We start from the raw sequence: 231 nt of genomic DNA on the forward strand, positions 1-231 counted from the left end.
ATTCCCGGTCAATACGACGATTGCCGGTGGCACCTTCGACATCACCACCCTGCCGTTCAACATCGGGGCGATCGACATGAGCGCTCTCAGCAGCACGTCCGGCACCATCGGTCCGATCAGCGTTCCGTCCATCACGATCAGCGGACCACGGCTGCACTTCACACTCGGCGGCCCGGGATACACAACGTATGGCAGCATCACCGGCACTGTCGGGCCGATCGATATTCCGTT

The 231-nt window shown here is 61.0% G+C and carries 1 protein-coding gene; it reads left to right on the top strand.

The features are described 5' to 3' along the window. A partial coding sequence (locus tag AC5Y6Y_RS25805; protein ID WP_499930828.1) for a hypothetical protein occupies positions 1 to 231 on the top strand: 231 nt, incomplete at both ends.

Source organism: Mycobacterium sp. NGS24 (genome assembly GCF_059813065.1).